This is a genomic window from Nocardia sp. NPDC051030, from assembly GCF_040683015.1.
Classification (GTDB): Bacteria; Actinomycetota; Actinomycetes; order Mycobacteriales; family Mycobacteriaceae; genus Nocardia.
The window spans coordinates 22,690-44,164 of sequence record NZ_JBFBCD010000013.1; the positions used below are offsets into that span (position 1 = coordinate 22,690).

General features: G+C 66.8%; 22 protein-coding genes. 7 read left to right on the forward strand and 15 right to left on the reverse strand.

Features of this window, described 5'->3' with window-relative positions; genetic code table 11:
* Positions 1 to 2 precede the first annotated feature (2 nt).
* The 9 genes from AB0N05_RS35660 to AB0N05_RS35700 form a co-directional block, all read right to left on the reverse strand.
* Positions 3 to 917, reverse strand: coding sequence for an ABC transporter permease (locus AB0N05_RS35660; protein ID WP_364702578.1), 915 nt, complete (start codon positions 915 to 917; stop codon positions 3 to 5).
* Positions 914 to 1,876 carry an ABC transporter permease gene (locus tag AB0N05_RS35665; RefSeq protein ID WP_364702581.1) on the reverse strand — a complete coding sequence of 321 codons (963 nt, stop codon included), beginning with the start codon at positions 1,874 to 1,876 and terminating at the stop codon, positions 914 to 916. Before AB0N05_RS35665 ends, AB0N05_RS35660 begins: the two co-directional genes overlap by 4 nt.
* Positions 1,877 to 3,508, reverse strand: coding sequence for an ABC transporter substrate-binding protein (locus AB0N05_RS35670; protein ID WP_364702584.1), 1,632 nt, complete (start codon positions 3,506 to 3,508; stop codon positions 1,877 to 1,879).
* 5 nt (positions 3,509 to 3,513) lie between these two features.
* Entirely contained in the window at positions 3,514 to 5,139 is a 1,626-nt protein-coding gene (locus AB0N05_RS35675; RefSeq protein WP_364702587.1) for an ABC transporter substrate-binding protein, read from the reverse strand.
* Between the two features lie 63 nt (positions 5,140 to 5,202).
* Complete coding sequence (locus AB0N05_RS35680; RefSeq protein ID WP_364702589.1) at positions 5,203 to 6,984, reverse strand: gamma-glutamyltransferase; 1,782 nt, start codon at positions 6,982 to 6,984, stop codon at positions 5,203 to 5,205.
* 18 nt (positions 6,985 to 7,002) lie between these two features.
* The gene (locus AB0N05_RS35685; RefSeq protein ID WP_364703217.1) at positions 7,003 to 7,590 is read right to left on the reverse strand and encodes an ATP/GTP-binding protein; all 588 of its coding nucleotides are present in this window, start codon (positions 7,588 to 7,590) and stop codon (positions 7,003 to 7,005) included.
* Entirely contained in the window at positions 7,571 to 7,990 is a 420-nt protein-coding gene (locus tag AB0N05_RS35690) for a DUF742 domain-containing protein (protein WP_364702592.1), read from the reverse strand. Before AB0N05_RS35690 ends, AB0N05_RS35685 begins: the two co-directional genes overlap by 20 nt.
* Complete coding sequence (locus AB0N05_RS35695) at positions 7,987 to 8,370, reverse strand: roadblock/LC7 domain-containing protein (RefSeq protein ID WP_364703220.1); 384 nt, start codon at positions 8,368 to 8,370, stop codon at positions 7,987 to 7,989. The genes AB0N05_RS35690 and AB0N05_RS35695 overlap by 4 nt, the downstream gene beginning before the upstream one ends.
* A gap of 41 nt (positions 8,371 to 8,411) precedes the next feature.
* Positions 8,412 to 11,072 carry a nitrate- and nitrite sensing domain-containing protein gene (locus AB0N05_RS35700; RefSeq protein ID WP_364702595.1) on the reverse strand — a complete coding sequence of 887 codons (2,661 nt, stop codon included), beginning with the start codon at positions 11,070 to 11,072 and terminating at the stop codon, positions 8,412 to 8,414.
* A 365-nt stretch (positions 11,073 to 11,437) separates the two neighbouring features.
* Between AB0N05_RS35700 and AB0N05_RS35705 the strand changes: the two genes are divergently transcribed.
* Positions 11,438 to 12,961, forward strand: a complete 1,524-nt coding sequence (locus tag AB0N05_RS35705) for an alpha/beta hydrolase (protein ID WP_364703223.1) — start codon at positions 11,438 to 11,440, stop codon at positions 12,959 to 12,961.
* A 68-nt stretch (positions 12,962 to 13,029) separates the two neighbouring features.
* Here AB0N05_RS35705 and AB0N05_RS35710 read toward each other — a convergent pair whose 3' ends face one another.
* Entirely contained in the window at positions 13,030 to 13,404 is a 375-nt protein-coding gene (locus AB0N05_RS35710; RefSeq protein WP_364702597.1) for a cupin domain-containing protein, read from the reverse strand.
* A gap of 80 nt (positions 13,405 to 13,484) precedes the next feature.
* Between AB0N05_RS35710 and AB0N05_RS35715 the strand changes: the two genes are divergently transcribed.
* Positions 13,485 to 13,931 (forward strand): MarR family transcriptional regulator, encoded by a 447-nt coding sequence (locus tag AB0N05_RS35715; protein ID WP_364702599.1) that lies wholly within the window; start codon positions 13,485 to 13,487, stop codon positions 13,929 to 13,931.
* A 24-nt stretch (positions 13,932 to 13,955) separates the two neighbouring features.
* Here the strand turns inward: AB0N05_RS35715 and AB0N05_RS35720 are convergent, their stop codons facing one another.
* Positions 13,956 to 14,807 (reverse strand): GNAT family N-acetyltransferase, encoded by an 852-nt coding sequence (locus AB0N05_RS35720; RefSeq protein WP_364702601.1) that lies wholly within the window; start codon positions 14,805 to 14,807, stop codon positions 13,956 to 13,958.
* A gap of 114 nt (positions 14,808 to 14,921) precedes the next feature.
* Here AB0N05_RS35720 and AB0N05_RS35725 point away from each other — a divergent pair, with 114 nt between their 5' ends.
* Positions 14,922 to 15,239, forward strand: a complete 318-nt coding sequence (locus AB0N05_RS35725; RefSeq protein WP_364702604.1) for a hypothetical protein — start codon at positions 14,922 to 14,924, stop codon at positions 15,237 to 15,239.
* Between the two features lie 55 nt (positions 15,240 to 15,294).
* The gene (locus AB0N05_RS35730) at positions 15,295 to 16,341 is read left to right on the forward strand and encodes a crotonase/enoyl-CoA hydratase family protein (protein ID WP_364702607.1); all 1,047 of its coding nucleotides are present in this window, start codon (positions 15,295 to 15,297) and stop codon (positions 16,339 to 16,341) included.
* Here the strand turns inward: AB0N05_RS35730 and AB0N05_RS35735 are convergent.
* Positions 16,338 to 16,802, reverse strand: coding sequence for a MarR family winged helix-turn-helix transcriptional regulator (locus AB0N05_RS35735; protein ID WP_364702610.1), 465 nt, complete (start codon positions 16,800 to 16,802; stop codon positions 16,338 to 16,340). The two genes, AB0N05_RS35730 and AB0N05_RS35735, sit on opposite strands and share 4 nt — an antisense overlap.
* A gap of 367 nt (positions 16,803 to 17,169) precedes the next feature.
* On the opposite strand from AB0N05_RS35735, the gene AB0N05_RS35740 reads away from it, so the two are divergent.
* A complete protein-coding gene (locus tag AB0N05_RS35740) occupies positions 17,170 to 17,472 on the forward strand; it encodes an excalibur calcium-binding domain-containing protein (protein ID WP_364702612.1) in 303 nt (100 codons plus the stop codon).
* A 267-nt stretch (positions 17,473 to 17,739) separates the two neighbouring features.
* Here AB0N05_RS35740 and AB0N05_RS35745 read toward each other — a convergent pair whose 3' ends face one another.
* On the reverse strand, positions 17,740 to 17,961 hold the full coding sequence (locus tag AB0N05_RS35745; RefSeq protein WP_364702615.1) for a DUF3618 domain-containing protein: 222 nt from the start codon (positions 17,959 to 17,961) through the stop codon (positions 17,740 to 17,742).
* A gap of 98 nt (positions 17,962 to 18,059) precedes the next feature.
* On the opposite strand from AB0N05_RS35745, the gene bcp reads away from it, so the two are divergent.
* On the forward strand, positions 18,060 to 18,533 hold the full coding sequence (bcp, locus tag AB0N05_RS35750) for a thioredoxin-dependent thiol peroxidase (protein ID WP_364702618.1): 474 nt from the start codon (positions 18,060 to 18,062) through the stop codon (positions 18,531 to 18,533).
* A gap of 237 nt (positions 18,534 to 18,770) precedes the next feature.
* Here bcp and AB0N05_RS35755 read toward each other — a convergent pair whose 3' ends face one another.
* Positions 18,771 to 20,054, reverse strand: a complete 1,284-nt coding sequence (locus AB0N05_RS35755) for a hypothetical protein (protein WP_364702620.1) — start codon at positions 20,052 to 20,054, stop codon at positions 18,771 to 18,773.
* Between the two features lie 293 nt (positions 20,055 to 20,347).
* On the opposite strand from AB0N05_RS35755, the gene AB0N05_RS35760 reads away from it, so the two are divergent.
* Positions 20,348 to 20,992 (forward strand): TetR/AcrR family transcriptional regulator, encoded by a 645-nt coding sequence (locus AB0N05_RS35760; protein ID WP_364703226.1) that lies wholly within the window; start codon positions 20,348 to 20,350, stop codon positions 20,990 to 20,992.
* Here the strand turns inward: AB0N05_RS35760 and AB0N05_RS35765 are convergent.
* Positions 20,989 to 21,411 carry a holo-ACP synthase gene (locus AB0N05_RS35765; protein ID WP_364702622.1) on the reverse strand — a complete coding sequence of 141 codons (423 nt, stop codon included), beginning with the start codon at positions 21,409 to 21,411 and terminating at the stop codon, positions 20,989 to 20,991. The genes AB0N05_RS35760 and AB0N05_RS35765 overlap by 4 nt on opposite strands.
* Between the last annotated feature and the right edge of the window lie 64 nt (positions 21,412 to 21,475).

The window sequence follows — 21,475 nt, forward strand, 5'->3', positions numbered from 1 at the left end:
CTCTACCGGCTTGTCTTCGGATCCAGCGCATCGCGCAGCGCGTCGCCGAAGAGGTTGAATCCCAGGCAGATCAGCAGGAGCGCCACGCCCGGGAAGACGCCCGGCCACGCGGTGCGCAGCAGGTACTGCTGGGCATCGGAGAGCATGATGCCCAGGCTGGGCACGGGCGGGCGGATGCCGAGCCCGAGGAAGGACAGGAGCGCCTCACCGAGCACCGCCGTGGGCATGATCACGGTGGCCTGCACGATGATCGGCGCGGCCGCATTGGGCAGAATGTGCCCGCCGAGAATGCGCCACGACCCGACGTGCATGGATCGCGCGGCGAGCACGAAGTCGGTTTCCTTGAGCCGCAGTGTTTCCGCGCGCACCACCCGCATCATCACCGGCACCTGTGCGATCCCCAGCGCGATGGCGGCCTGGGTGAGGCCACCGCCGTAGATCGCGGTCAGTCCGACGGCGATCATCACGAACGGGAAGGCCAGCAGCACATCCGTCAGCCGGGACAGCACCGCGTCCAGCCATCGCCAGTACCCGGCCAGTAGACCCATCGGCACCCCGATGGCCACCGCGCACAGCACCGCCAGCACGCCCACCTCGAGCGAGGCGCGTGTGCCGTACAGCACCCGGGAGAGGATGTCGCGGCCCAAATCATCTGAGCCCAAGAGGAATCCGACCGTGCCCGGCTTCTGGAACACGGTCGCGAAATGCACGTCGGCGGGCCCGTACGGCGCGAGCAGGGGCGCGCAGACCCCGGCCACGATCACGATGAGCAGCAGCACCGCGCCGACCATGCCCAGCGGGTTGCGCCACAGCTGGCGCAGCGCCCGTCCGCGGACCGCTGCCGCTGGTGAAATCACCATGGCCGCAGCGGTTTCCACCGCAGGCTTGTCGGTATCAACCGGCTCTTGGACACTCACTGCGCCCTCCCGGGCACTCGCACCCGCGGATCGATCACCGTGTACAGCACATCGACCAGCAAATTGATCAGAATGTAGGACGCGGAGATCACCAGCACCACCGCTTGAATCACCGGATAGTCGCGGGTGAACACCGAGTCCAAGGTCAGCTTCCCGATGCCCGGCAGGCTGAAGATGCGTTCGGTGACCACCGCGCCCGCGATGAGCAGGCCGAGCTGCAATCCGATCACCGTGGTCACCACGATCAGACTGTTGCGCAAGGCATATCGCACGATCACCGCACCGGGTCCGAGCCCCTTGGCCCGCGCCGTGCGGACGTAGTCGGTGGTCAGCGTCTCCACCATCGAGGAGCGCGTCTGCCGCTGCACCACCGCCGAATGCGTCACGCCCAGAATCAGCGCGGGCAGAGTGAGGAAGTAGACGCCGCGCAGCGGATTCTCGAACGGCGACACATACCCCGAGGCCGGAAACAGGCTGAGCTTCACCGACAGGTACAGCACAGCGAGGATGCCCAGCCAGAAGGTCGGCACCGAAAGCCCCACCAGCGAGACCCCATTGACCACCCATTCCGGCCAACGCCCCCGATACACCGCGGCGATCACACCGCCCGCCACTCCCGCCAGCACCGCGATGAACATGGCATACAACGCCAATTGCAGGGTGACCGGCAATGTCGTGCCGATCATGTGACGCACCGGAGTGCCGGTCCGAATGGAACGACCGAAGTCACCGACAACCGCATGCTTGGCGAACTCGAAGTATTGCACCGGCAGTGACCGATCCAGTCCGAGATCGGCCCGCACCGCAGCTGTAGCGGCAGGATCCGCCTGCTCACCGGCCAAGGCGGTGGCCGGATCGCCGGGCAGCGCACGCACCCCGGCGAACACCACCATCGACACCAGCACCAGCGTGAGCGCCGACTGCCACAGCCGGTGAAAGACGTACCACAGCATCGGCATTCAGCCATTCCGATCGGAGACGAACGCGGCCTTGCCGAGCCGGACCGCGCCGTCGGCGTACACCTCGATACCGGTCACCCGGGTGGAGTGCACGGTCAGATTCCGCAGCCGGTAGGTGTAGATGTACGGGTTCTCCCGCTGGATGAAGCGCACCGCCTGCTCATACAGCGCGCCGCGCCGCGCCGGACTGGTGGTGTGCGCGGCCCAGCCCAGCAGATCGTCCAGCGCGGGCGAGCTGTAACCGCTGTAATTGCCGCTGGATCCGGTGGTGAGGAACCGGGAGATATTGCCGTCGGGGTCGAGTCGCCCCGACCAGCCCAGAAGCAGCGCCTCATAGTTGCCGCTCTTCTGCGCGGTGAGCATTTCCGAGTACTCGGTGGGCACGATGCGCAGATCGAATCCGCCCTGCGCCAGGCTGGTCTGCAAGGCCTGCGCGTACTGCAATTGATCGGAGACGTTCATGGCCTGCATGGTGATCGGGTAGGGCAGTTGCACGCCCGCCTCGGTCAGCAGCTGCCGCGCACGCTGCGGATCGAACAGCGGGCAGGAGGTGTCGGCCTGGGTCGCGTACGAGGTGCGTGGCGCGACGGGCGTGCAGGCCGGTTCATACCAACCCTTGAATGCCTTGTCCACCAACGCTTGTCGATCGATGCTCAGCGACAGCGCCAGCCGGATGCGAGCATCCTTCGCCAGCGGGGTGTCGATGGGTTTGATCGGTTTGCCCGCGCCGTCCACATTGCCGATATTGATGTAGAAGCCCTGGAACCCGAACGATCCCGAAACCAGCAGGCGCAACCGCTGATCCGCACTCAGCTCGTCCGCATCCTGCGGGGACATGGTGTCGGCGACCTGGATCTCACCACTGCGCAGGGCGGCCGCGCGGGCCTTGGCATCGGCCATGATCTTGTAGGTGATGGTGTCGAAGCGGACGTTCTGCGCGTCGTAATAGTTCGGGTCGCGCTCCACCACGATCGAGCTGCCGGGCGTGCGCTGCGCGAACTTGAACGGCCCCACGCACACCGGATTATCGCCGAAGTCCTTGCCCTCCTCCTTCAGCGCGGCCGGGGACATGATCATCCCGGCCCGGTCGGCGAGCGCGGCGGTGATCGGCGCGAACGGCACGCTGTAGTGGATCACCACCTGCGATCCACCGTCGGTGTCGATATCGGTGATCGGCCCCATCTCACCACTGCGCTGCGACCCCTCCAGGGAGCGGTGCCGTTGCAGGCTCTCCTTGACCGCCGTCGCATTGAACGGTGTGCCATCGGCGAATTCGATCCCGCTGCGCACCGGGATGCTGACCGTCAGCCCGTCCTCGGAGAATTTCGGCAGCGCGGTCGCCAATTGCGGCACCAGGTTGCCGGAACTGTCGTTGTCATAAAGCTTTTCGCAGATCGTGCTCATGACGTAGCGCATGTACAGCGAGCTGGAGGTGGTCGGGTCGAGCCGGTCCGGGTCATTGGACAGGCCCATCACCAGATCACCGCCTTGCCGCACCTGCTGCCCGCCCACCGGCGTGCCGTAATCGTCGGCGTGCGTGGTGATCCGGGCCGGTTGCGAGGCGGATGAGCAGGATGCCAGCACGACGGCGAGGAATCCGGCCACGAGTAGCCGCGGCAGGCGAGTCCGCATCGGTGTCAGCCCGCGTTCGCGAGGAACGCGGCCTTACCCAGCCGCACCACGCCGTCCGGGTATACCTCGATGCCGGTCACCTTGGTGGTGTGCACGGTCAGCAGGCGTTCCCGGTAGGTGTAGAGGTACGGGTTGTCCTGCTGCACGAGCTTCACCGCCTGCGCGTACAGGTCGGCACGCTGTGCGGTGTCGGTGGTGCGGGCGGCCTTGCCGAGCAGGTCATCGAGGGCCGTCGAGCTGTATCCGCTGTAGTTGCCGCTGGATCCGGTGGTGAGGAAGCGGGAAACATTGGCGTCCGGGTCGATTCGGCCCGACCAGCCCAGCAGCAGCGCCTCGTAGGTGCCCTTCTTCTGCACGTCCAGCAGCGTGGAGTACTCGGTGGGGATGATCTCGAGATCGAATCCACCCTCCTTCAGCTGGGCCTGCAGCGCCTGTGCGTAGCGCAGCCGGTCCTGGCTGTTCTGCACCTGAAGTTTGATCTTGTACGGGGTCTGCACACCGGCCTCGGCGAGCAGGGACAGCGACTTCTTGGGGTCGTAGGCGGGGCACTCGGTCGCGGACTTCGTCGCATACGTGCTGTCCGGCACGATCGGCGTGCAGGTGGCCTCGAACCAGTTGTTGAACACGGTGTTCACCAGCGCGGAGCGATCGATACTGAGCGCCAAGGCAGTTCGCACGCGGGCGTCCTTGGCGAGCGGGGTGTCGATCGGCTTGGCGGGCTTACCCACGCCATCCACATTGCCGACGTTCAGGTACATGCCCATGAAGCCCAGCGAACGGGTCTGCAACAGACGCAGATTCGGTTCCTTGGACAGCGCGTCCACGTCCTGCGGGGAGATGTAGTCGGCGACCTGGACGTCACCCGAACGCAGATTGGTTCCGCGAATGTTCGCATCGGCCATGATGCGGTAGGTGATGGAGTCCAGGTGCACATTCTTGGCGTCGTAGTAGCGCGGATCGCGCTCCACGACAATGGAGGTCTGCGGCACCCGCTTGACGAACTTGAAGGGTCCGACGCAGACCGGGTTGTCGCCGAAGTCGTTGCCCGCCTTGGTGAGTTCGGCCGGGGACATGATCATGCCCGCCCGGTCGGCGAGCGCCGCGGTGATCGGCGCGAACGGCGTCTTGTACTTGATGACGACCTGATCCGCGCCATTTGTCTCGACGGCGGCGATCGGGCCCATCTCACTGGTCCGCTGCGAGCCCGGGAGAGTGAGATGGCGTTGCAGGCTGGTCTGCACGGCGGCGGCGTCGAACTTGGTGCCGTCGGCGAATTCGATGCCGGTGCGCACCGGGATGGTGACGGTCAGCCCGTCCCCGGACACGGTGGGCAGGGCCGTCGCGAGTTGCGGCACCAGCTTGCCCGACGAGTCACTGTCGTAGAGCTTCTCGCACACCGAACTCATGATGTAGCGGGTGATCAGCGAGCTGGAGGTGGTCGGGTCGAGCCGGTCGGGCTCGGCGGACAACCCCATGACCAGCTCGCCCCCCTCGCGCACCGCCTGGGTGCCGACGGGCGTGCCGAAATCATCTGTGTGCGCACCAGTTCGGTCCTGTGTCTGCTGCGCGCAGGAGGCGAGCACGACCGCGATGGAACCGAGGGCGAGCAGCCTCGAAAGGCGAATGAGCATGAGCGAAAACCTACTTCGAAGAAGAGTCGTTCTTGGTGATCAGGAGGTGGACGCGCGATGAAGTTATCGGCCCACCGCATAACCCTGCATGCCACGCGGATTCGCGGCGGCCGACAGCACGCCGGTCTCCGGATCCCGTGCGACCGCACACAATCGGCCCTCGGACCAGGCCCCGCCGACCGTCACCCGGTGCCCGCGCCGCTCCAGCTCGTCGATGACGTTCGCGCCGATCCGCGATTCCACCACCACCGCACCGGGATTCATGGTGCGCGGATAGAAGGAGCCGGGGAAGCTCTCCTGATGCCAGTTCGGTGCGTCGATCGCGCCCTGCATATCGAAACCGCCGCGCACCTGCTCGCGCAGAGCCACCGCGAGCAGGAAATGCGTGCTCCACTGATCCTGCTGATCGCCACCGGGAGTGCCGAACGCAATGACCGCCGCACCCTCGCGCAGCGCCAATGAAGGGCTCAGCGTGGTGCGCGGACGACGGCCCGGCACCAGTGAATTCGGCAGATCCGGTTCCAGCCAAGACATTTGCAAGCGCGTGCCGAGCGGGAAACCCAGTTCCGGCACCACCGGATTGGATTGCAGCCAGCCACCACTGGGCGTCGCCGCGATCATATTGCCGTGGCGGTCCACGACATCGAGATGACAGGTATCGCCGCGCGTGGCACCGCTGGACGCGACCGTCGGCTCCCCCGCGCCGAGCGCACTCGACTGTGCGCCAGCCGAATTCGCGCGGGCGTACCCGCTCAATCGCGGTGCCAGTCCGTCCGGGCTGCCCGGCCGCAATTCCTCCGACGCGGTCGATCCGATCAGCGTCCGACGCTGCGCATTGTATTCCGGCGACAGCAGCGCCTCCAGCTTCACGGGAGTGCTGTCGCCGTACCAGGCTTCGCGATCGGCCATGGCTAGCTTCGAACCCTCGATGAGCAGGTGGTAGTACTCCGGAGTGCCGTACTCGGGCAGCTCGGACAAGAGCGCCAACTGCTGGAGGAGCGTCGGCCCCTGACTCCACAGCCCGGGCTTGGCGATGGTCCAACCGTTCCAGGTGTAGGTCGCCGGATCCTCGTACAGTGCAGCGTAATTCGATAGATCGTCACCGGTCAGCGTGCCCGCGTGCCGTTCACCCGAGGTGTCCATGGCCGGACGGCCCGCCGCGGCGACCAGCGCCTCGGCGATGAAGCCGGACCGCCAGACCGCGCGCGCCGCCTCGATCTGCGTTTCACGTCCCGGCCCCGCCGCCTCGGCCTCGGCGATCACGCGCCGCCAGGTCGCGGCCAGCGCCGGATTGCGGAGCAGCGCACCGGGTGCGGGCGGCTTGCCGTCGCGCAGATACAGCGCCGCGGAGGTCGTCCACTCCGTCTCGAACAGCTCGGCGACCGAGGCGACGGTCTCACCGACCCGCTCCACCGCCGGATGTCCGTGCTCGGCGTATCCGATTGCGTAGGAAAGCACTTCGGACAGCCGCTTGGTGCCGTGATCGCGCAGCAACACCATCCAGGCGTCGAACGCACCGGGCACCGCGGCGGCCAGCGGCCCGGTGCCGGGCACCAGCTCCAGGCCCAGCCCCCGGTAGTGCTCGATGGTGGCACCGGCAGGCGCGGGCCCCTGCCCGCACAGCACCTGCGGCGTGCGGCCGACGGGCGCGATAATGATCGGCACCTCACCGGCGGGACCATTGAGATGCGGTTCCACCACATGCAGCACGAAGCCCGCGGCGACCGCGGCATCGAAGGCATTGCCGTCGGCCTCGAGCACCGCCATCGCCGTGGACGAGGCGAGCCAGTGCGTGGACGACACCATGCCGAAGGTGCCTTGCAGGGTGGGCCGCGTAGTGAACATCGTCAGAGTCCTTCTCCTTCACACCGCGATGCGATGAAACAGCACCTGTTCGAGTAGGGCCACGAGCACATCCTTCACCGATTCCCGGTCGCGGGCGTCACAGTCCAGCAGCGGGATCCCGTCCTCGAGCTCCAGCGCCTCGCGCACCTCACGCAGATCGAAACGCGCTTCGCCGTCGAATCGGTTGACCACGACGACGAACGGCGCGCCCTTCTCCTCGAAGTAGTCCAGCACCGGATAGCAGTCGTCGATGCGGCTGGTATCCACCACGATCACCGCGCCGAGCGCGCCGTCGACCAGGTCGTCCCACAGGAAGACGAACCGGTCCTGGCCCGGGGTGCCGAACAGGTACAGGACCAGCGACCGATCCAGGGTGATGCGGCCGAAGTCGAGCGCCACCGTGGTCTGCGTCTTGTCCGCCCGCCGCCCGGGATCGTCGATATCGGCACCGACCTCGGTCATGGCGGCCTCGGTGGCGAGCGGCTCGATCTCGGAGATCGCACCGATGAAGGTGGTCTTACCCACCCCGAATCCGCCGCTGATGACGATCTTCACCGAGGACGGTGTGCTGGGCGCGGTGCGCGTGTCAGAGGGCGCGGACAAGATCTCTGATCCTCTCGATGGCGGCAATGGAAAGCTCGGGAGCCGCGCGCACCACCACATGGCCCGCGGCGGCCAGATCGCTCACCACGACCTTGGCGATGCCGACCGGAATATGCAGTGCCGCACCGATTTCCGCAATGGAATGGGGTTGTTGACACAGTTGTACGACCGCGCGCTGCTCGAGCTGAAGCGGCGCGGGCAGCGCGGACGGCAGGGCCTGCACCATGGTTTCAATGCGCAGGCCGTCGATCACCGGTGTGGTGCGACCGCCGGTGACGATGAACGGGCGCACGAAATCGTCGTGGCCGTCACCGCCGTCCTGCGCCGACATCGACTGCTGTCCCGGAAGATCCCGGCGGAACCAGCCGAAATCCCCGTCGCCGGGACTGGATCCATCTCTCATCTGCGCAAGGTCCCTCGCAACTCGGAAATCAGCGCCGGATCAAGGAGCGATCCGGCGCGCTCGGCCAGCACGGACATCTCGTATCCGAGCAGTCCGACATCACAATTGCCGTCGGCGATGACACCGAGGCAGCTGCCATTGCCCATGGCCGTGACGAGCAGGAAGCCGCGCTTCATCTCGATCATGATCAGCTTCATGCCGTCGAAGTCGTAACTGCGCGAGGCACTCCGGGCGAGACTGGACAGACCCGAGACCATGGCTGCCAGCCGGTCTGCGGCGGCGCGATCGAGCCCATCGGACATCGCGATGAGCAGCCCATCCGAGGAGACCGCGACGGTCTCGAGCACACCCGCGGTGTTCCGGACGAAGTTCGCCAGCATCCAGTTGAAGGTATGCGGGTCGGCGCTCGGCAGCTGGATGGTCACCAGTTCTCCTCTGCGGTAGGCGCGGACGAGGCGGCGGTCGCCGAATCGTCTGCGCGCGTGTACTTGTCATGGGCACCCGAATGCCGGGGAGGCTGCGCACCGATGGTCGCGCCGCGCTCGTGCCCGGCACGGAAGGCCGCCAGCATATTCCGTGTCTCCTCGGCATTGCGATCCGTGACCGGCCCGGGCTCAGGCCGGGCCGTGGAACCCGAGTCGGGCCGGGCCGTGGGACCGGAGTCGGGCCGGGATTGCGGGCCCGCCGCGGACGCCGCCGCGCGAGCCCGCTTATTGCGCCGCAGCAGGCCGTTGGCCGTGGTGGGTCCGAGGGCTCCCGACCCCGGCTCGGGGATACTTCCCGGCTCGGGCGCGCGTTGCGCGGGACGGACGTCGGTCACCGGCGCATGAGCAGGCGGCGCGGCGACAGCACGGCCCGGTTCCGATGCAACAGAGCTCGCCGCCGAGGCAAGGCTCGCGGACCCCATCGAGGCAAAGCTCGCAGGCTCGGCCGAGGCAAGGCTCGCGAACTCCGCCGACGCAAAGCTCGCAGGCTCGGCCGGGGCAAGGCTCGCGGACCCCGCCGGGGCCGGGCTTGCGGACCCCGCCGAGGTAATGCCGCGAGCTTCCGTGTCCGCGCCCCAGGTCGGCTCGACCGGGGTGGCCGGGATCAGCGCCTGCACCATCACGGGATGCTGATCCTGTTCCGTGGCAAGCAATTCCGCGGGCAGAATCAGCCGCGCGACAATACCGCTGACCGGCGAGGCGTCCAGCTCCACGGTGATTCCGAGCCGCTGCGCCAGCCGACCCACCACGTAATGGCCGAGGTAGCGAGTGGAAGCGACGATGAAGTCCTGTTCACCGCGCAGTTTGGCGTTCGACGCGGCGAGTTGCTCGGTGGACATGCCCACGCCCTGATCGACCACGGCGAGCAGATACCCGCGCGATGACCGCCGCCCATACACCTCGACCTCCAGGTCCGGAGACGAGTAGGCGAGGCCGTTCTCGATCAATTCGGCCAGCATATGGGAGAGTTCGCTGGCCGCCGTGCCCACGATGAGCACGTCCTCGACCCGGCGCAGCAGCACCCGCCGATAGTCGTCCACCTCCGACATACCGGCCCGGATCACGTCGATCAGACCGATCGGCCGGGCCAGCCGCCGTGGACTGTTCTCCCCCACCAGCACCAGCAGGCTCTCGGCATTGCGGCGCATGCGAGTGGCCAGGTGATCCAGCTCGAACAGGTTGGCCAGCCCCTGCGGGTCGAGTTCCTTCCGCTCGAACTCGCTGATCAGCGCGAGCTGGCGACGGACCAGGTTCTGGTTGCGCCGGGCCAGGTTGCCCATCGACTCGGTGGTATTGCGGCGCACCAGCGCCTGTTGTGAGGCGAGCTCGAAGGCGGTGGTCTGGACGCGATCCAAAGCATCTGCGACAGCCGCGATCTCGGCGCTCGCCCCCGCCGGCGTCCGCACCGCGGCCGGTGCGTCCGGCGGTGTCTCGCTGGCGTGCGACCACGACTCGATGACCTGCGGCAAGCGTCGCGAGGCCACGTCGTCGGCTTCCCCGGCGAGCGCGGCGAGGGGCCGCACCAGGGCGCGGACCGACGCGAAAACCAGTGCGATCATGGCGATAATGGCGATCGCCGCGCCGACCAGGAAGCTGATCAGCTTGGTCAAGGCCACACCGCGAAGCTCATCCGCGCGCGCCTGGATGTCCTTGCCCACCGCCTGCTGCACGGCACGCTGCGCATCGATCACGCCGGTCATGCGGGTCCACCAGTTCGCCGCGTCCACCGGGCGCACCAGCGGCCCGTCGCCGGATGCGAGCGCGATGCTCTCGGCCTGATCCGCCTGGACGGCATTATCCCCACGCATGGCGTCGTCCAGATCGGCCTGCCGGGCCTTACCCGAGTAGCGAGAGAATGACTGCAGCGCAGATTGTTTCGCCGACCGGATCTCCATGAACTGGCCGTACTCACCGCCGGAGAAACGGCCCGCCACGAACACGCCATTGAGGAAGCCGCGTTCCTTGTCGAACTGTTCCTTGGCCGCGCCGAGCGCATAGAACGCCTGGAGGCCGCGTTGCAGATCGGCATCACTCGCCAGTTCGAGGCCGAGCGTCAGCTGATTCAGCGCGCCGACGGCGTCGTTGTAGAACTTGAGCACGACCGGGCGGCTCACGCGGCGGGTATCGACCTGAGTCCTGGTGTTGGCCAGCAGGTTCAGCTGATCGAGCGCCGTGCGCACCCGATCCGCGCCCGGGACATCCGAGTCGGCGGCGGACTTCACCGCGTCGAGGGTGGTGTCCACGGTGTGCCGCTGTCCGCGCAGGGACTGTTGCAGGCCGCCGTCACCACCGAGCAGGCCATTGCTGAGACCGAGTTCGCGCTGCAGCTGATCGGTGAGGTCCTGGACGCTCAGCGCGAGCGATACCGCCCGCCTGGTGTCATCGCCCGCCCGGTAATCCGCGAAGGCGCGATCGACGGTGGCCACCAAGAGAATCAGCACCAGTATCAGGGCGAAGGCCAGAATGCGGGACAGCTGGCCGCCGATGGTCCGCGCTCGCAGGATGCCGCCCATGACGACACCGAGCCGCTGCTCCGCGGTCGCCGGCGCGAGTTCTGAATCCGTTCTTCCCGCGCGGTTTTCCTGCCGTCGACGCACTAGCCGCAACTCCTCCGATTGACCGTGCAAACCTTAAACCGAAAGCAAGCACTTTGTGAGAAAACTCCCATATGCCCAGTTCGTGGTCAACTTACGAGAACCTGTTCTTCCCAATGGATTCCAGCAGGTTGCGCGGAGATGAGCAGATGGACAACTCTCGGCGCTTTCGGTTTCGGGGACCGATCGAATGCGTTATTGCGCGGCAAATGTGAAACACGATTGGATCAATCTGCCGCTCCGCCTCCGGATGGCCGACGACCGACCAGATCCTTTGCACGGGTAACCTTCCGCTGCGGACCACACCGGTGATCCGTTACGGTTCATCGGTCTGAACTGTCGCACTCGAGGGGCGAGTCCTGTTGTTGGTGAAGGTGTTCCGGAATTCGCTCGTCGCGCTCGCGCTATCGGTGGTGATCACCGCACCCGTGACGGCGTATGCCACACCCGGGGATGCCACGCCGACGGCCGGTCTGGAGCGGTTCTATCGGCAGCAGGTCGAGTGGAAGCCCTGCGGGATAGAGAACGTGGACAAGGCAGGCGGCGAATGCGCGGACGTCCTCGTGCCCGTGGATTACGGGAAGCCCGACGGGCGCACCATGACCGTCGCGATATCCCGGGTACGAGCCACCGATCCGGCGCGGCGACACGGTGCGCTGCTGGCCAACCCGGGTGGGCCCGGGGCCGAGGGGCTGGACACCATCGACCTACTCGGGGATGTGCTTTCGCCCGACGCACTGGCGAGCAATGACCTGATCGGAATGGACCCGCGCGGGGTCGGCGAATCCGGGCGGGGCAAACGCTGCGGGTGGCCGGTCGGCGAGATGATCCGGTCGGCGGGGCTGGATGTCCTCGGGTTCGCACACGACACCGTGCAATCGGCGTGGATGGCGGCGGGATGCCTGATCCAGGACCAAGAGGTGATGCGGCAGTACACGACCCGCAATACCGCGCGGGATATGGACGTGGTGCGCGCGGTGCTGGGCGAGGAGAAGATCAGCTATTACGGGACGTCCTATGGGACGTACCTCGGCGCGGTCTTCACCCAGATGTTCCCGGATCGGACCGATCGGATCGTGCTGGACAGCGCCATCGACCCGGACCGGTATTGGGAAGGCATGGTCCAGGATTGGGGACCCGCCGACGAGATCGCGCTGGATGACTGGGCAGCGTGGGTCGCTACCCAGAACGACACCTATCGACTCGGCGCGACCGCACAGCAGGTTCGGGCCGGAATCGAAAAGCTGGTGCGCGATGCCAACCGGCAGCCGATCGTCATCGACGGATTCGCCATCGACGATCACTGGCTGCCGTTCATCCTGCACGGCCTGGTCATGAACTACCGGATCAATGCGGCCGCCGCCGATGTCGTGCGCGAACTCGCCGATGCCGCGGGCGGCCCGCCCACCACGGCCCGCTCCCCCAGACTGCAAGCCGTCGTCGAAGCCCTGCGCGACGGCGAGAACTCGACCCTCGCCCAAATCGCCTGCGGTGACGCCGGTGCGCCGACCGACCTGGGCTGGTACTGGCGCAATATTCAGGAAAGCCGTTCCACCCAGCCGATATTCGGTGCGATGGCGAGCAATATCGAACCCTGCGCCTTCTGGCCCCGCCCGGTGGAAGCCCCCACCGTCGTCCGCAATTCGGTGCCCGCGCTGATAGTCCAAGCCACCGGCGACCCGCGCACCCCCTACGCCCACGGCCTCCGACTACACGAGGATCTCTCCGAATCCCGCATGGTCACCCTCCAGGACGTCCGCGTCCACATGACCTTCCGCCCCAATCTCAGCAGCTGCGTCAACGACGCCATCAACACCTACTTCACACAAGGCGACCTCCCCGCCACCGACACCACCTGCCTCGCGGATCCCCCAGCACCCGCAGCCTCCTAACCAAGATCAGGGAGCTGTGGTGGCGGATTCACGAGTGAATTTCCTCCACCACAGCTCCTTGATCTTGATCAGCTCACCCATGGTGGGGTGAGGATGGTGCCGTCGGATAGCTGGCCGGTGAAGCCGACGGGGGCGGTGACCATCACAACCGCGGGGGTGGCGGCCGGATTGTCCAGGCGGATGGTGGATTCCGCGTTCGCTACGGCGGCGTCGCCGGGCTTCAGGTGCGAGGATTCGCCATTGATCGTGAAGACGACCTCGCCTTCGAGGATGACGAAGGCTTCCTCGCGCAGGACCTTGTGGGCGACGCCCTCGATGCCGGGGCCGATCTCGAGTTTCCAGACACACAGTTCGGTGCTGCCGGAGCTGGGGCGCACGAGCGGGGTGAAGCGGGAGCCGTGCATTTCGTGGACCTGAGCCTCGGCGGCCTGGATGAAGGGCATGACGTTCTCCTCTTTAGTCAATCTACTTGACTAATATAGTCAAGCTTGTTGACTACTCTGTCAAGTGCCAAGATTCCTCCATGCCTCCACACGCGCAGGATCTGCCGCTGCTATTGCTCGCGGCCGCGGCCGAGGTCACCGATGCCATCCATCAGGGCACCGTCGAGGCCGGGTTCACCGATATCCGGCCCAGCCACGGGTTCGCCTTCGTGCGGATGGCTCCGGCCGGTGCGACCGTGGTCGAGATCGCCGAGCATCTGGGGGTGACCAAGCAGGCGGCCAGCCAGCTGGTGGACGAGCTCGTGAAAAAGGGCTACGCGGAACGCAATCCGCATCCTCGCGATGCGCGGGCCAAGCTGATCACGCTCACCGAACGCGGCTGGGCCTGCACCCGGGCGGCCGATGCGGCCGCGGCGGGGTTCACCGAGCGGTGGGCGGCGGCGCTCGGACCGGCGGCGGCGGTCGAGTTGCGCAATATGCTGGCTCACGTCGTGGTGCCCGGGCGAGTACGGCCCTCGGCCTGGTGAGTGTGCCCCGGCCGCTGTAGGCGCTCAGCCGAGTTCGAGCGAGGTCACCCCGAAAACCCTTTCCCCGGTATGGCTTCGGGTGCGGCCGGTGTACATTCGCGCCGTCTCGAAGCTCGGTGTCAGGCCCGCCTCCTCCGCCAGTCTCACGGCGTCCGCATTGTTCAGGGGCACGTCAATCGCCAGGGGTTTCGCACCCGTCTGTTCCACAAGCGCCGCCAGGATCTGCCGCGCGTCCTCGGCGCTGTTCGCGAAGAGCGGGCCGATACGCAGGGAATCCCTTGCGGGACGGATGGTTCCGTAGCCGGTGAACTCACCGTCGACGATCCGCACGACGGTCAGGCGTTCGGGGAGGGCAAGCCAGGAGTTCAGCAGGGCAGGGCGATCCGCTGGGACACAGGAGGAGTCGTAGGCATGCAAAACGCGCAGGTCCGCCGGGGACAACGGCCGCACGGTGCCATCGGGCGGTGGAAGTTGCGGCGCACCGGTGAATCGTGCTGTGCGATAGGCGAGTTCGAAGCCGCTACGGCGGTAATTGTCCTGCTGGTCCACGACGCCATCCAAGCCGACCACCCGGTCACCCCCGTGCCGCAGCCCGGCCTGCCAGGTCGCCAGGCCGAACCCATGGCCGCGCAGGTCGGGGCGCACGAGATAGAAACCCAGGAAAGCGAATTCGGCCCCGTAATTGACCACCGAGACCGCGGAGACAGGCTCGCCATCGAGCCGCCCCAACAGGAAACCCTCCGGATCCTGCGCGAAAAACGCGGTGACATCGCGCTCCCCCGGGCTCCATCCCTCATCGGCCGCCCACTCGGTGACGGTGGACCATTCCGCTTGCGTGGCGGTGCTGACAATGAGCTGGCCTACGGCATCCGGCATGAATCCACCGTAGCCGCCCGCTGCCCGCCGCTGCCGGGAGTTGAGGCAGACCGCGGATTCGGCGCTGCGGTAGGGTCGGGCCAGACAGAAGTCCTCTACCTGCGGGGTTGCGATATGGCCGACTACGCGCACTCCGATCACGCCAGCCGCAGTCGCGAGGAGAAGGCGAAGCGGCTGGCGGGATACGTCTGGTCGCGCGGGATCACCGGGGCCGAGTTGCTGGACATGCCCCTGGCGCAGCAGCGCAAGCTGGCGCGGGCGGCCGATACGAATCCGCCGAGCACCGACGAGACCTGGACCGTGGTGGCCCGGCTGCTGGACGAGAAGGACGCGTGGGCGGCCCGTCATCCGGAGCATCCCGCCGCGCGGCGCACGCATGCCGACGAGAAGATTCTCTGGGTGAAGCCGCCCGTCAAGCCCTGGCACAGCTGAACACGGCCCGGCGAGGCTCTTGACGCAAGAAATGAACGGGGGTTCACTTCTTGGTGTGTCACCTGATTACGAGAACCATGCCGGGACGCGACCGGCCGCCTGGCGCGATGATCTGACCGGCGGGGACGACTCGCTGTTCGCGGGGCGGGCGGAGCCGGAGAGCGGATTCTCCGGGCGCACACTGACTTACGAGGTGACCGGGCGGATCGCGCGAATCACCTTCAATCGGCCCGAGCGCGGCAATGCCATCACCTCCGATACGCCGATCGAGCTGGCGGCGGCGGTGGAGCGCGCGGATCTGGATCCGCGGGTGCATGTGATCGTGGTGAGCGGGCGCGGGAAGGGATTCTGCGGCGGGTACGACCTGTCGATCTTCGCGGAGAATAGCTTCACACCCACCGAGGGAGAGCAGCCCACCGAAGGTACCGTGCTCGATCCCACGGTGCAGGCGCGCAATCACAATCCCTGGGGCACTTGGGATCCCATAGTCGACTACGCCATGATGTCGCGCTTCAATCGCGGCTTCTCCAGCCTGCTGCACGCCAATAAGCCGACCGTGGCGAAGGTGCACGGCTTCGCCATCGCGGGCGGCACCGATATCGCGCTGTACGCCGACCAGATCATCTGCGCCGACGATGCGCGCTTCGGCTACCCGCCCACCCGCACCTGGGGCATTCCGGCGGCGGGCATGTGGGCGCACCGGGTCGGCGATCAGCGGGCCAAGCGACTGCTGTTCACCGGCGACAGCCTCAGCGGCAAGCAGGCCGCCGAGTGGGGGCTGGCCATCGAGGCACCGCCCGCCGATGAGCTGGATGAGCGCACCGAGGATCTGCTGCAACGCATTTCGAAGGTGCCGATCAATCAGCTGATCATGGCGAAGCTGGCGCTCAATAGCGCGCTGCTGCAGCAGGGCGTCGCGAATTCCGGGATGATCAGCACGGTGTTCGACGGCATCTCGCGGCACACCCGCGAGGGGTACGCCTTCCAATTGCGCGCCGCCACAGCCGGTTTCCGGGAGGCCGTGCGCGAACGCGACGAACCCTTCGGCGACTGGAAGCGCGCGCAGTTCGAGCGGCCCAAGGCCGAAGAGCCCGAAAGCTAGCCCATACCCGGGACGTCCGTGCGTTCGACCTCCGCGACCACCTTGGCGGCCAGCGAGCGCAAGGCCGCGGCCTCGACGGGGGTCATATCATCGACGAGCAGCCGCCGCACCAGCTCCACGTGATTGGGTGCGGCGGTTTCCAGGGCCTGCCGCCCGGCGTCGGTGAGGCGCACCTCGCGGCCGCGGGCATCGTCGGCGGCCTGGCAGCGATCGACCAGGCCGCGGGCGGCCATGCGGGACAGATGCTTGGAGAGTCGGCTCTTGTCCCAGCAGATTTCCGCGCCGAGTTCCTTGGCGCGGAGCTGGCCGCCCGCCGACGACAGGGCGACGAGCACCTCATAATCCGACATCGACAGACCGTCCTGAGTGAGCCCGGCGGCGAGCGCGGCTTCGAGGCGTTGCCGCATGCGGATGAATGCCTGCCAGGTCGTCTGTTCCTCGTCGTTCAGCCAGCGGGTCATGGTTCATATCCTACCGACGCTTGGTTGACACGGACACCAACCACGCGAATGAGTCCTTCGGGAACCTGTCGTACAGTACGAAGCGTTCGTCATGAATACGCGCTGGAAGATCAGGCCGCCGTCGAATATTCCCAAGCGGGATCAATGGGACACGTTCCGGCGCAACATCTTCGCGATTCGCGGCTGAGACAGTTGTTGATTACCGCCAATTACCTCGATAGATAGCTCATCCGGTTGACAATGCAACGTTTCGCCGCAACTGTAGACGCCGGACCCGGACCGGCCACTGTGCCGCCCCTGCGGCAGCGGTGGCGTTCCGCGCCGAACCGGGCCGCTACCAACCTATTGCGCCGACATTGAGGAATACATGAACGTTCGCCGGCTTCTCGTCACCGCCAGCGTCGCGGGACTGACGACCCTCGCAGCCCCCACCGCTCTCGCCCTCGCCGACGTCCCCACCGGATCCTCCGGCACCGGCTCGTCCACCATCGATACGGGCTCCGGCGCCACCGGTTCGGCAAACCTGGCCCAAACCGGTTCCGCCGGCGGTTCCTACAAGAACTGTGACGAGGCGCGCGCCGCCGGTCACGCCCCCCTGTTCCGCGGCGAGCCCGGCTACGGCCCGCACCTGGACCCCGACGGCGACGGATTCGCCTGCCCCACGGTGTAATTCGCTCACGGGGCGACGGCCCCGCGATAGCAGGTTGATACCGAAGACTTGCGGCCCCGGTCCATAAGGACCGGGGCCGCAAGTCTTGTTCAGCGATCTCTCGGGTCTGAGCGAAGCCCCGCAGTCTCGAGGGGGTTCAGGGGCGAAGCCCTGAGACTCCGCGTCAACGGTTTCTCCCACCCGGCGGGCGTGGGGACGAAGCCCCCACAGTCCCTAAGGGGTTCGGGGGCGAAGCCCCTGAGAGTCCCGAGAGTTGGGTTCTCTTGCTTAGCGGAAGATCTTGATCAGCGTCAGCGCTACGACGACTACGCCCGCGCCGATCAGGCTGTACTTGATCTTCGGCTCGTTCACCTTCGCGATGATCGCGTGCTTGGTGTTGTCGGCCAGCCGCTGCGGGTCGGCGCGCACCGCCAGCTCGTCGAGGGTGCTCGCGAGCCGGTGCCGCGCAGCCTCGATCTCGCGCTCGATCGCCTCGGTATCTCTCGCCACGTCCCACTCCTGTCTGGAAGCCGCTCGAAGGCGGCATTGTCGCCTGCCTCGGAGTGTATCGCCCGCGGCCGGTCGGACCCGTCTACTACGGTGTCGGCATGACCGAGAACCACCGACTCAGTCCCGGCGACCCCGCCCCCGCCTTCACTCTCCCCGACGCCGACGGCAAGAACGTGTCGCTGTCCGACTACCGCGGCCGCAAGGTGATCGTCTACTTCTACCCCGCCGCCAGCACCCCCGGCTGCACCAAACAGGCCTGCGATTTCCGCGACAACCTGGCCGAACTCGAAGGCAATGGCATCGAGGTCATCGGCATCTCCCCCGACAAGCCCGCCAAGCTCGCCAAGTTCCGCGATAACGAGCAGCTGACCTTCCCGCTGCTGTCGGACCCGGAGAAGGAAGTCCTCCAGGCCTACGGCGCCTTCGGCGAGAAGACGATGTACGGCAAGACCGTCACCGGCGTCATCCGCTCCACCTTCCTGGTGGACGAGAAGGGCACCATCGAGGTCGCCCAATACAACGTGCGCGCCACCGGCCACGTGGCGAAGCTGCGCCGCGACCTGTCGGTCTGACACATCAGTGAGAAAGCACCGGCGGTGAGGGAGCACTGAGGGCGGCGAACCCAACGTATCGCCGCCACCAAGGCTCCCTCACCCTCATTCAGACGGCTGCGTCATCGCGATTATCCGCAGCGCAACTTCCGCACCCACGCAGAAGTCCGCTGGGCAGAAGTCCGCGATATGCCGTGCCGAGCCGCCTCCGACGCGGCTCCGCTCAGCCGTCCGGTGCAAGTGCCTCCGGGGTTCCGGCTACACGCGCGGGAGGAGCTGGGTCGCCCACTGGAGCATCATGTGCCAGTGCTCGTCCCACCACTTGGAGAATTCCGGGGTTCCTAGCGGGGGTGGGGCGAGTTCGCCTGGGAAGAGGCCGGATTCACTCGGGGCTCCGACCGGATGGGTGGGGGCCGGGATAATAGAATCCGAGTTGGCGGTGCCGGTCTCCGGATCCGGCTGGGCCTTGATCAACGGCTTGGCCGGGCGCCTGCTGGGACCCCAATTGAGCATGGCCGGATCGACGGTGACCACATCGGGTTCGGGAACAACCCCGGGCACGGGCTGATCCGACAAGGGCGCGCCCGCATCGGTCGGAGTCGTACCGGGGACGCCGTCCACACCTTCGGCCGGACCCGTCTCCGAAGTCGCGGAACCGGTATCGCCGATCGGATGCTCGGCACCGCCGGTATGCGGCGCGTCGGCGGAGACGCGGGCATCGGTGAGCATGGGCTCGGGCACGGCCTTCGAGCTATTGCTGGCCGCATAGACGCCGCCCGCCACCAGCCCGCCCGCCAGCACGCTGGCCGCCGCGAACAGGGCCGCGGTGCCGCGCGCCCGGCGAATCCGATCCGCCGCCTCACCCGCGTACTCGGTTTCCGGCAGAGCCGCGAGGGCCGCACCGATGGCCGGGGCCGCGGCAGATATCTTGCATGGGATGACAGGTGCGCCGAAGCCGGACTCCAGCGCCGCCACCACGGCGGATTCGCTTGCGGCGGAACCGATCAGCACCACGGCATCGGGCTTGACCCCGGCCGCGTCGAACTGATCCCAGGCCGCGGTGACGGCCGCGCGCATGGACTCCTCGGTGGTCGCGCCGCCATTCAGGGTGACGGCGGCCAGCACCCGGGTGCGGTCCGGATCGATGAGCGAGAACGCCTGGAAACCGGGCACCACCTCGCAGATGGCCAGATCCTCGAACTCGTCCACCCAGGTCATGGCGCGGGCCACGGCCAGATGCGCGGACTTGGCCGACACCAGCGAGGCCTCATGCCACGGCCCGGACGCCAGCCGGGTGACAATGGCGCGCCGCTCGGCGGAATCGCGATAGGCGACGGCCGCGCCCACGATCTCGCGATCCGGCCCGATCTTGTCGGCAATACCCTCCAGCACCGATTCGACGGCGGCGGCCAGATCCGCCTTCGTCTCACCGGTGACCTTCTCCACCCGTTCCAGCACCACCCGCTCGGGCAGCTTGTCTCCGGAGTCGGTGAGCGCCACGGCGCGTACCGTGCCGCGCTCGGTGGCGACACCGATGGTCACCGCGGAACGAACAACAGCAGAAGCAACCACAGATCAGCCTTCCAACGTCGTCGTGCTGTCAGATTTAGAGCCCCCGATACGCACAGCCGAGAAGCAGCTGCGATGAAGGTTCGTCGCCGCTCCCGGTGCGGATTGGTGCGATCCCGCCACGACATGGGGACACACGAAGTACCGCAGCGTGTCATCCGCGTGTCGCTACCAGTAGGCTTTTGAACGTGGATGCACGCACGGGAGCCAGGTCGACGCGACGACCGGACCCTGCGTTGGAGTTGCAGGACGACCCGCAAGAACTCATGCCCCGTCGCCGCCCGACGCAGGACCGGAGCAAAAGAAAGTTCGACGCCCTGCTGCAGTCCTCCCGCGAATTACTCGTCGAGGTCGGTTTCGAATCCTTCACCTGTGAGGAAGTCGCCGCCCGCGCGGAGGTGCCGATCGGCACCCTCTACCAGTTCTTCGCCAATAAATACGTGATCGTCTGCGAACTGAATCGGCAAGACCTGGTGGCGGTTTCGCAGGAGCTGGCCGACTTCCACGGCGAGATCCCGTCCATGGACTGGCTGCGGCATATGACCGCGCTGGTGGACCATCTGGCCGACCTGTGGATGACCGACCCGTCCCGCCGCGAGGTGTGGCTGGCCATGCAGTCCACCCCCTCCACGCGGGCCACCGGCGCCATCCACGAGAAGGAATTCGCCGAGGCCGTAGCGCAAATGCTGCGCCCGCTCATGCCCCGCACCCCCCGCGGCCGTCGCTCGATGATGGCGCAGGTGCTGGTGCATGTCGTCTACTCGATGCTGAATTTCTCGGTCCAGGACGGCCTCAGCCACGAGGACGCGGTCTCCGAACTCAAGCGCCTGATGGTCGCGTATCTGCTGATCGCCGAAAAGGAATCCCGCTCCGGCGGTCAGCGAACGACCTTCGAACCGGATACCAACTAACCCTGAATCAGGTCGGCTAGTTCGCCCGGATCTTCCAGCACCACCATGGCGGCCGCCGTATCGCCATCGTGCGTGAGCGACAGGTGAACTCGCACCCGGGGCAGGAATTCGGCTGCGAGGCCGTGCAATTTGATGCTGGGCCGCCCCCAGGCGTCATTCACCACCTCGATGAGCGGATACGGGTTGTCCCCGATCTGCGGGCTACGAGCGAAGCGAGATGACGCCCACGCCTTGATCACAGCCTCTTTCGCCGCCCACCGGGTGGCGTAGCTGCGAGCCGGATCGGTGCCCTTGCTCTGGCAATACCGCCGCTCTCCGGCGGTGAAACTCTCCCGGAGCATGGTGGTTCCGGTGCGTTCCAGTTGTTCGGCGAACTCGGAAATGGTCACCAAGTCCAGTCCGATACCAAGGATCGTCACAGCGTCGGGCTCCTCGATTCTTCGTGAGTGCAGTCTGTTGATGCAGTCGAATGGTTCGCAACGT